This is a genomic window from Streptomyces sp. CLV115 (assembly GCF_038448545.1).
In the GTDB taxonomy this organism is placed as follows: Bacteria; Actinomycetota; Actinomycetes; order Streptomycetales; family Streptomycetaceae; genus Streptomyces; species Streptomyces sanglieri.
Genome location: NZ_JBCEWQ010000247.1, coordinates 1 through 7738, shown reverse-complemented (window position 1 = coordinate 7738; position 7738 = coordinate 1). Strand labels below are relative to the sequence as shown.

Genomic DNA, 7738 nt, shown 5'->3' with positions numbered 1-7738 from the left:
GGGTGGCCGTCCGGGGGCGGGGAGTTGTTACGGGGCGGCCGGCCGCGCCCGGCTGGTTGTACGTGACGGTGCGGGTGACGATGCGGCCGTCGGCGAGGCGTACGCGGCTGCGGTGGAGGTAGCCGTGGGCTTCCAGCTCGCGCAGGGCGGCGGCGATGCGGGTCTCGCTCTCGGGGAAGCGCTCGGCGAGGCGCTTGATACCGATCCTGGCTCCGGCGGGGAGCGACTGGATGTGGGCGGCGAGCCCGATCGCGGCGAGGGAGAGTCCGCGGTGCTGGGTGAGGTGGTTGCCGATGACGGTGAAGCCCGCGGCATGCCGGAAGTTGATGTGGATGACGCCGGATGACGGCGTGGCGTCTCCGGGTACGGGGGACGGGCCGTGCGAGGGCACGGTAATCTGCGGGGTACCCATCGGGAAGCTCCTACTTCCTCGGTGGTCAGGCCCCCGGTTGAGACTGTGAATCTCGTCGGGGGCCGTCGCATGTCTGGAGTTGTCGCGGCGAGCATATGCCAGCCAACCCGTATGAAATCCAGCTCAGTTGCCCCATGTCACCCGCGTGAGTGACGGCGACGGGACCGGGGTCGGGTTTGGGTGGGGAGGGTCATTTCCCCGAGTTCTTTAAAGCCTTATGCGTCGTGGAACGCGGGGACGTGGCTCACCGGGTCGTGGGTTTCCGCGACCCGGTGGAACGGCCGTGGTGCGAGGTCGAGTTCGGCCCAGACGGTCTTGCGCGGGACGGGGCCGACGGCGGTGCCCCAGCGGTCGGCGAGCGCCTCGACGATGAGGAGTCCGCGCCCGTTCTCCTCGTGCCGGCCGGGGGCGGACGCGAGGGGCAGCCGCTCGGCCCGGGTGTCGGTCACCTCGATCCGCAGGAGCTCGCCGTGGTGGACGGTGATGCCGAGCCGGAAGTCCCGGCCCGGTACGCGGCCGTGGAGGGCGGCGTTGGCCGCGAGCTCGGCGACGACCTGCGCGGCCCGGTCGCAGGCGATGCCCCAGTCACTCAGATGCGCCGTGGTCAGGAGTCGGGCGAGTCTGGCGCCTCGGCGGGTGGGGGAGAGCAACACGGTGAACTGCCTGACGGGAGCGGAATGTTCGGTTCGGGTGATGTGTTGGTTCACGCCGCTCAGCGTGGCCCTGGCTGCGTACCGTGAACAGCGACGAGCCGCTTGCGTACGGCGATTGTCCAGGGCTTGTCCAGTGCTGTCCCGGCTGTCCGGAGTGACGTGCCGGGGACATCGGGGGTTGGGCCGAGAACGGCGGACGCATCGGAAGTGGGCACGGATGAGCGTGGATGAGACCGGTACGGAACACGGCGATGTCGGGGCGGACGAGCCGGGCTGGGACGTCGATCCCGATGACGAGTCGGGGGCGGCCGTGGTCGCGGCGGTGGGCCGCCAGCTCAAGGCGTGGCGGGAGGCGGCGGGGCTGCGGGCCGGGGAGTTCGGGGCCGCGATCGGGTACGGGGAGGACCAGATCTACAAGGTGGAGGGCGGCCGCCGCATCCCTCGGCCGGAACTCCTGGACAGGGCGGACAGCGTGCTCGGGGCGGGTGGAAAGCTCGCGGCGATGAAGCAGGACGTGGCCGAGGTCCGCTACCCGAAGAAGGTGAGGGACCTGGCGGGGGTGGAGGCGAAAGCGGTCGAGATCGCGGCCTACGTGGGACACGGCCTGCACGGGCTGTTGCAGACTCCGGGGCACGCGCGGGCACTGTTCGAGGCCCGACAGCCCCCGTACTCGCAGGACGAGGTGGAGCGGATGGTGGCCGGGCGCATGGCACGGCAGTCGATCTTCGAGCGATCGCCCGCCCCTGCTCTGAGTTTCGTCCAGGAGGAGTCGTCGCTCTGGCGGCCCATCGGGGGCACAATGCAGTGGCGGCGACAACTGGAACGTCTGTTGGAGATCGGGCAGTTGCGCAATGTCACCCTTCAGGTGATGCCTACGCGTCGTGAGGCGCATCCCGGCATGGATGGGGACATCAGTGTGTTGAAGTTCAAGGACGGTTCGGCGGTTGGGTGTTCGCACGGGGCGTTCAACGGGCGTCGGGTGACCGACCCGAAGCAGCTCCGTATCCTCGAACTTCGGTACGGCACCATCCGGGCCGAGGCTCTCACTCCCCGAGAGACCCTGGCCCTCATCGAGCGAATGCTGGGAGAGACATGATCCGCAGGACTTCCGCGCAGGACGTTTCCGAGTCGGCCTGGTTCAAGAGCAGCTACAGCAGCAACGGCAACGAAGGCGACTGCGTCGAAGTTGCCGCTTCCCCCGGCGCGGTGCACGTTCGGGACTCCAAGGACGTCCAGGGCCCCCGCCTCGCCTTCACCTCCGCCGCCTGGACCGGCTTCGTCCCCTACGCCGCCGGGCACTGATCCCGCTCGGCAGCCGGCCCGGGCGGGGCGGTCTCCGTCAGCCCTCGTCGTCGTCCTCGTCCTCCCCGTCGAAGCGGTCGAAGGCCGCCTCCGTGCGGGCGCGGAACATCGCGGTCCCGTGGTCGTCGCGGAGGATGATCTCGTCGTGCGCGTACCAGCGTGAGCCCGGCTGCTGGCTGATCGGGTACTCCGGGAGCGGCAGGAGCCGGAAGGTCCCGGTGATGTCCTCGGGCAGGCCGGTGTCGCCGTCGGAGGTCACCCAGCCCATCAGGTCCTCATCGGCGAACAGTGCCTCGGACAGGACGATCTCGACGAACGCGACGCTGACCCGGCCCAGCCACGCCGCCCAGTCGTCGGCGGTGGGCCGCACGAGGTCGGCGCGTACGACGACCGGAGGGTCGTCCTGGTCGAGGTCCGTGACGCGTATGCCCCAGTAGGCGCAGGACTGGTTCTCGACGCGGAAGACCAGTACGCCTCGGTCCGCGTCGAGGTAGATGTCCTGCGGGGCGAGCAGGGAATCCTGGTTGTCCGTCAAGTCAGGTCGGCGGCCCAGCAGTTGGTGGGCCTCGCGCAGTGCCGCGGGCAGTGGCAGGCCGAGCCGGGCCTGGGCCGCGTCGAGTTCGGCGGGGGTGCAGCCGTCGGATTCGGTGAGGGGGCTCCGGCTCCAGTCGCGGGCGAAGGCGCGGATGAAATGCCATGCCGCCTGTCTGTCGGGCCGTTCGCCGACGGCCGCGGTGAGCGCGTCGAGATCGAGCATGAGGTTCGAGGGCGGTGGTTCCGTGGTCATGCGGGTGACTGTAGGCGCCGCCACTGACAGGGCTCCGCGCCCCGCTTCCCGTATTTCGCCCACCCTCCGCCCCCGGTCTCGGCACACTGGGTGCATGAGCGATCACCCACAGGCGCCGCCGGATCACCTCGTCATCAATGTGCGGCACCGGGAAGACCCGGTGTCCCTGGTCACCGAGGCGGACGCGTTCGCCGCTTCCCGGACGTACGGGAACATCGTGGTCCGGGGGCCGCTCTTCGGCGTCGCCGAGCAGCGCCGTGGCGAGCGGCCGCGGTGGCGGCTGCTGACCGACATGGACACCGGCTTTCCGCAGGACGCCCGCGACGCGCTGAACTCCCATCTCTGGTTCAAGGCCAAGGACGACACGGACGACCCCGAGGAGCGGCGGGCCCTGCTGGACGCGGTGGCCCGGCTGGAGACCGAGCCGGTGAACGAACTGACCGTCGGCGACACGCGCTACCGCATCGTGCGCGCCGACGAGTTCGCCCGGACCGGCGAAGGGCGCCTGGAGCCGCCCAGGCCCACGGACGTCGACTCGGAGGGCTGGGACCTGTCGGCGCAGACGCCCTCCACCACCAAGGGCTTCGTCGTCGACCACGCGGCGGCGGTGGGGCTGACGGAGGGCCTGGAGCGGATGGGCCTGGTGCCGGTCTCGTACACCTCGCAGCGCTTCCCGCCCGATGTGCTGGCGGATTCGCAACGGGCGTTGCGGACCCATCCCGGCCTGGTGCTGCTGCCGGTCGTCTTCCGGGTGATGGAGCGCGAGGAGAAGTCCTGGTCGATGGCGTCGAGCCAGCATCCCACCCCGCAGGACGCGCGGCGTTCACTGGTGTACCACCTGCAGACGTTCCTGCCGCTGTCCGCTCTCGGTGGCGGTTCGCCGTCAGTTCTCGGTGACGGTGACCTTCTCGTCGTTCTTGAGCTGCTCCACCAACTGCTTCACCTTGGCCTTGTCCCAGACCACGTTGCCGTTCCTGAAGCCCGACATCGGCATGTTCATCGACTTGCCGTCGCCGCCCGTGACGTCCTTCATGGCGAAGAACATCTGGCTCAGGGACCAGAGCGACATGTCCTTGTCCACGACCAGGGTGTCCAGGCCGGCGCCCATCGTCGGGTACAGCTTGAACGGGTTGAGGATCGTGGACGGCGTCGCCGTCTGGCTCGCCAGCGCCGCGAGGAACTTCTGCTGGTTCTTCGTACGGGCCAGGTCCGCCTGGGCGAAGGCGTAGCGGGTGCGGACGAAGGCGAGGGACTGTTCGCCGTTCAGCGTCTGCTTGCCCGCCTGGAAGTCGGCGCCGGACTTCTTGTCCTTGAAGGCCTTGGGGATGTCCAGCTCCACGCCGCCGATCGCGTCCACGATCTTGGCGAAGCCGCCGAAGCCGATCTCGCAGTAGTGGTCGATCCGCAGCCCGGTGTTGAACTCGACGGTGCGGACGAGGAGTTCGGGGCCGTCCATGGCGTACGCGGCGTTCAGCTTGGTGAAGCGGCCGCGGCCCGGGTAGAGCTTGCCGGAGTCGGAGCCCTTGAACGAGGGGATCTCGACGTCGGAGTCACGGGGCAGGGAGATCAGCGTCGGCCCGTTGGATCCGTCGTGCAGGATCATCATCGAGTCGGTCCGCTTGCCCTCGGCGGAGCCCGTGTGGAGCTTCTTCTTGTCCTCGGCCGTCATGCCCTCACGGCTGTCGGAACCGACGATCAGGTAATTGGTGCCGTCGCCGCCCTCCGGCCGCTCGATGACCTTGGAGAGGTCCACCTCGCGCTTGAGCTTGGAGTCGGCCCAGAAGTACGTGCCTATGGAGACCCCGAGGAACACGACCACCAGGGTCAGCGCGCCTATCTTGATCCGGCGGCGCCAGTCGGGCGCCGGGCGCCCCTGCGTGTGGCCGCCGTCACCCGGGCCGCCGCCGTGGCCGTTGCCCCGGCCGCCGGCGTTGCCGCCGCCGTAGACCTGGCCCGTGTTGTACCCGCTGTCGTACTGCGGGCCACCGTTGTCGTAGCCGCCCGGCTGCTGGGGGATCGGCCGCTGCCTCGGCGGCGCGGGATGCTGCTGCTGGGCGGGGCGCCGCTGGACATGCGGCATCGAGCGGGCGCTCTCCGGCTGCTCACCGGCGCTGCCCTGCCCGTAGCGGTTGCCGCGGCGGTTGTCGTCGGACCATCCCTCGGGCCAATCGTTCATGCGAACCAGTGTGCAGGCCGGGTGCACCGCTATTACAGGGGGTCCGGGAAATCGGGTCAGGGCTGTTGCGAAGCTGATGCATTGCTGCCGGGCGGAAGCCCCCGCATAAGGTGGACGGTATGACAGATCAGGCCCCGCGCCCGGAGGGCGACATTCCGGGCAAGCCCACCGCTGCCTCCCGGACCACCCTCAGCCACATCATGACCGGCAGCGACACCAATCTGCTGGGCACCGTGCACGGTGGTGTGATCATGAAGCTGGTCGACGACGCGGCGGGTGCCGTGGCCGGCCGGCACTCCGGCGGCCCCGCCGTGACGGCCTCGATGGACGAGATGGTCTTCCTGGAGCCGGTCCGCGTGGGTGATCTCGTTCACGTCCGCGCGCAGGTGAACTGGACCGGCCGCTCCTCGATGGAGGTCGGCGTCCGGGTCATGGCCGAGCGCTGGAACGAATCCACCCCCGCCCAGCAGGTAGGCAGCGCCTATCTGGTGTTCGCCGCCGTCGACGCGGACGGCAAGCCGCGCCCCGTACCGCAGGTGATACCGGAGACGGAGCGCGACAAGCGGCGCTACCAGGAGGCGCAGATCCGGCGCACCCACCGCCTCGCCCGCCGCCGCGCGATCAAGGAACTGCGCGAGAAGCGGGCGGCCGAGGGCATCGAGGACTGAGTCCCCGAGGGGCCACGGGTCACGGGCAGGCCACCTGGTCGCCCGTGACCGTGCCGAACTCGCCGTTGTCCGTCTCCTCGGCCCGGACCTGCCGCACCTTCTCGAAGTCCGCGCCCGCCGTCACCCGCATCGTGGGCCCCTGCCCCCGTACCGCCCGCAGCTCGGCCCCGGGCAGCGCAGCCGCCAGTGACCTCGCGGACCGGTCCCAACGCGGGTCGTAGCTGATCATGGTGTGCCCGACGCTGCGCGGCTCCCCGTTGAGCGGGGCGCGTGTGGTGTCGAAACCGGTGGCGTGCAGCGCGTCGTCGACCGTCCTGCCGAGACCGTCCTTCGGGGTGCCGTTGTAGACCTGGACCCGGACCTGCCGGGGGTCCACATCGACCGTCTCCGCCTTCGGCCGCCCGGACCGCGCGGGGGCGAGCGGCTTGTCCTCGCGCAGCGCCCGGAAGAGCTTCTCCGACTTGGCCGCGTCCCACTTGACCGTCGAACCGATGCCGTTGACCGGGTAGGACACGTTCCCCATCGGTACGGAGGCGAACTCCGAGGAGGCCGGGGAGAAGCCGCGCATCGCCTGGCCGAGCTCCAGCATCTGCTCCGTACCGAACCCCTTGTCGGCCCGTACCGAGCTGAGCATCGTCGAGGCGACGTCCCGGAACTTCACCGGGTTCAGCAGCACACCGCTGCTGGTCGCCCGCTCGATCAGCGAAGCCAGGAACTTCTGCTGGCGCTGCATCCGGCCCAGGTCGGCGGCCCCGTCGATGTGCCGGGACCGTACGTACTGGAGGGCCTGCCCGCCGTTCAGTTCATGGGTGCCCGGAGCGAGGTCGAGACCGGTGTACGAGTCCTTCAGCGGCCGGGTCGTGCAGATCTTCACGCCGCCCAGGGTGTCCACGGTCTTCATGAAGCTGGTGAAGTCGACCTCCAGATAGTGGTCGACCTTGACGCCCGTCATGTGCTCGACGGTCCGCACGGTCAGGTTCGGCCCGCCCTCGGCATAGGCGGCGTTCAGCTTCACCGGGTGCGCCGCGTGCGGCTCGCCCGTGGTCCGGTCCCGGTGCTCGGGGATCTCGGCGTAGCTGTCGCGGGGCAGCGAGACGATGCTCGCGCGCTCCCGGTCCGCCGACAGGTGCACCAGCATGATCGTGTCGGTGCAGTTGCAGGGCGCGCCGCCGAGCCGGTACTTCGCCTTCTCCTCGGGGCTGATCCGGTCGCGGCCGTCGGTGCCCACCAGCAGCAGGTTCATGCCGTTGCCGCCGCGCGGCCGGTTCTTCATGTCCTTGAACGGGTCGATCCGGTCGATCCCGTTCTCCAGGTTGGTCACCACCGCGTGGCCGACCCCGCCGGCCCCCAGCACCAGCACGGACAGGCCGGTCACCATCCGCATGCCCCAGCGTGGTCGCTCGTCCTGCGTTCTGGACCTGGGCCGGGGCGGAACCGCGCGGGAACGCGACGGACCGGGGGAGCGGTGCGGTGTGGGCACGGGGCAGACCTCCGCGGTGCGAGGGGAACCGTTCGCACAGTAGGTCCATATGATCAACGGCCCGGTGCGCGACCCGGCGGGGCGCGCCGGTGTCCCCCATTCGCGGTAACGCGGCGGCCGAACGAAGCCGCCCCGCGGGGTGCGAAACCCCCGGCGCCCGAGGACCGTCCGAGGACCGGCATGTCTGCCGCGCGGCACCCCGACGTCGTTGTCCGAGCCGCAGCCACGTGGGGGGGGGGGGGGGGGGGGGGGGGGGGGGG

The 7738-nt window shown here is 70.2% G+C and carries 7 protein-coding genes and 2 pseudogenes; 4 read left to right on the top strand and 5 right to left on the bottom strand.

The features are described from left to right. Both AADR41_RS40125 and AADR41_RS40120 read right to left on the bottom strand, forming a co-directional pair. A pseudogene (locus AADR41_RS40125) lies at positions 1 to 412 on the bottom strand (helix-turn-helix domain-containing protein); the annotation flags it as partial. A 215-nt stretch (positions 413 to 627) separates the two neighbouring features. After that, the gene (locus AADR41_RS40120; protein ID WP_342287244.1) at positions 628 to 1119 is read right to left on the bottom strand and encodes an ATP-binding protein; all 492 of its coding nucleotides are present in this window, start codon (positions 1117 to 1119) and stop codon (positions 628 to 630) included. Positions 1120 to 1282: 163 nt separating this feature from the next. Here AADR41_RS40120 and AADR41_RS40115 point away from each other — a divergent pair, with 163 nt between their 5' ends. Continuing rightward, positions 1283 to 2161 carry a helix-turn-helix domain-containing protein gene (locus AADR41_RS40115; RefSeq protein ID WP_342287242.1) on the top strand — a complete coding sequence of 293 codons (879 nt, stop codon included), beginning with the start codon at positions 1283 to 1285 and terminating at the stop codon, positions 2159 to 2161. Continuing rightward, complete coding sequence (locus tag AADR41_RS40110; protein ID WP_342287240.1) at positions 2158 to 2367, top strand: DUF397 domain-containing protein; 210 nt, start codon at positions 2158 to 2160, stop codon at positions 2365 to 2367. The genes AADR41_RS40115 and AADR41_RS40110 overlap by 4 nt, the downstream gene beginning before the upstream one ends. Before the next feature lie 37 nt (positions 2368 to 2404). Here AADR41_RS40110 and AADR41_RS40105 read toward each other — a convergent pair whose 3' ends face one another. Further along, positions 2405 to 3154: an SMI1/KNR4 family protein gene (locus tag AADR41_RS40105; RefSeq protein WP_342287239.1), complete on the bottom strand. Its 750-nt coding sequence runs from the start codon at positions 3152 to 3154 to the stop codon at positions 2405 to 2407. 94 nt (positions 3155 to 3248) lie between these two features. Between AADR41_RS40105 and AADR41_RS40100 the strand changes: the two are divergent. Continuing rightward, positions 3249 to 4010 (top strand): annotated as a pseudogene (locus tag AADR41_RS40100) (DUF5954 family protein); the annotation flags it as partial. A 27-nt stretch (positions 4011 to 4037) separates the two neighbouring features. Here AADR41_RS40100 and AADR41_RS40095 read toward each other — a convergent pair. Next, the gene (locus tag AADR41_RS40095) at positions 4038 to 5330 is read right to left on the bottom strand and encodes an LCP family protein (RefSeq protein ID WP_342287238.1); all 1293 of its coding nucleotides are present in this window, start codon (positions 5328 to 5330) and stop codon (positions 4038 to 4040) included. 119 nt (positions 5331 to 5449) lie between these two features. Here AADR41_RS40095 and AADR41_RS40090 point away from each other — a divergent pair, with 119 nt between their 5' ends. Further along, positions 5450 to 5998 carry an acyl-CoA thioesterase gene (locus AADR41_RS40090; RefSeq protein ID WP_329591807.1) on the top strand — a complete coding sequence of 183 codons (549 nt, stop codon included), beginning with the start codon at positions 5450 to 5452 and terminating at the stop codon, positions 5996 to 5998. Positions 5999 to 6017: 19 nt separating this feature from the next. Here the strand turns inward: AADR41_RS40090 and AADR41_RS40085 are convergent, their stop codons facing one another. After that, positions 6018 to 7478, bottom strand: a complete 1461-nt coding sequence (locus tag AADR41_RS40085) for an LCP family protein (RefSeq protein WP_446751196.1) — start codon at positions 7476 to 7478, stop codon at positions 6018 to 6020. Positions 7479 to 7738: the final 260 nt, after the last annotated feature.

What these genes read in the sequence shown, in the direction of transcription:
- AADR41_RS40105 (WP_342287239.1), bottom strand. Translation starts at nt 3,154, where the DNA reads ATGACCACGGAACCACCGCCCTCGAACCTCATGCTCGATCTCGACGCG.
- AADR41_RS40090 (WP_329591807.1), top strand. Translation starts at nt 5,450, where the DNA reads ATGACAGATCAGGCCCCGCGCCCGGAGGGCGACATTCCGGGCAAGCCC.
- AADR41_RS40110 (WP_342287240.1), top strand. Translation starts at nt 2,158, where the DNA reads ATGATCCGCAGGACTTCCGCGCAGGACGTTTCCGAGTCGGCCTGGTTC.
- AADR41_RS40095 (WP_342287238.1), bottom strand. Translation starts at nt 5,330, where the DNA reads ATGAACGATTGGCCCGAGGGATGGTCCGACGACAACCGCCGCGGCAAC.
- AADR41_RS40115 (WP_342287242.1), top strand. Translation starts at nt 1,283, where the DNA reads ATGAGCGTGGATGAGACCGGTACGGAACACGGCGATGTCGGGGCGGAC.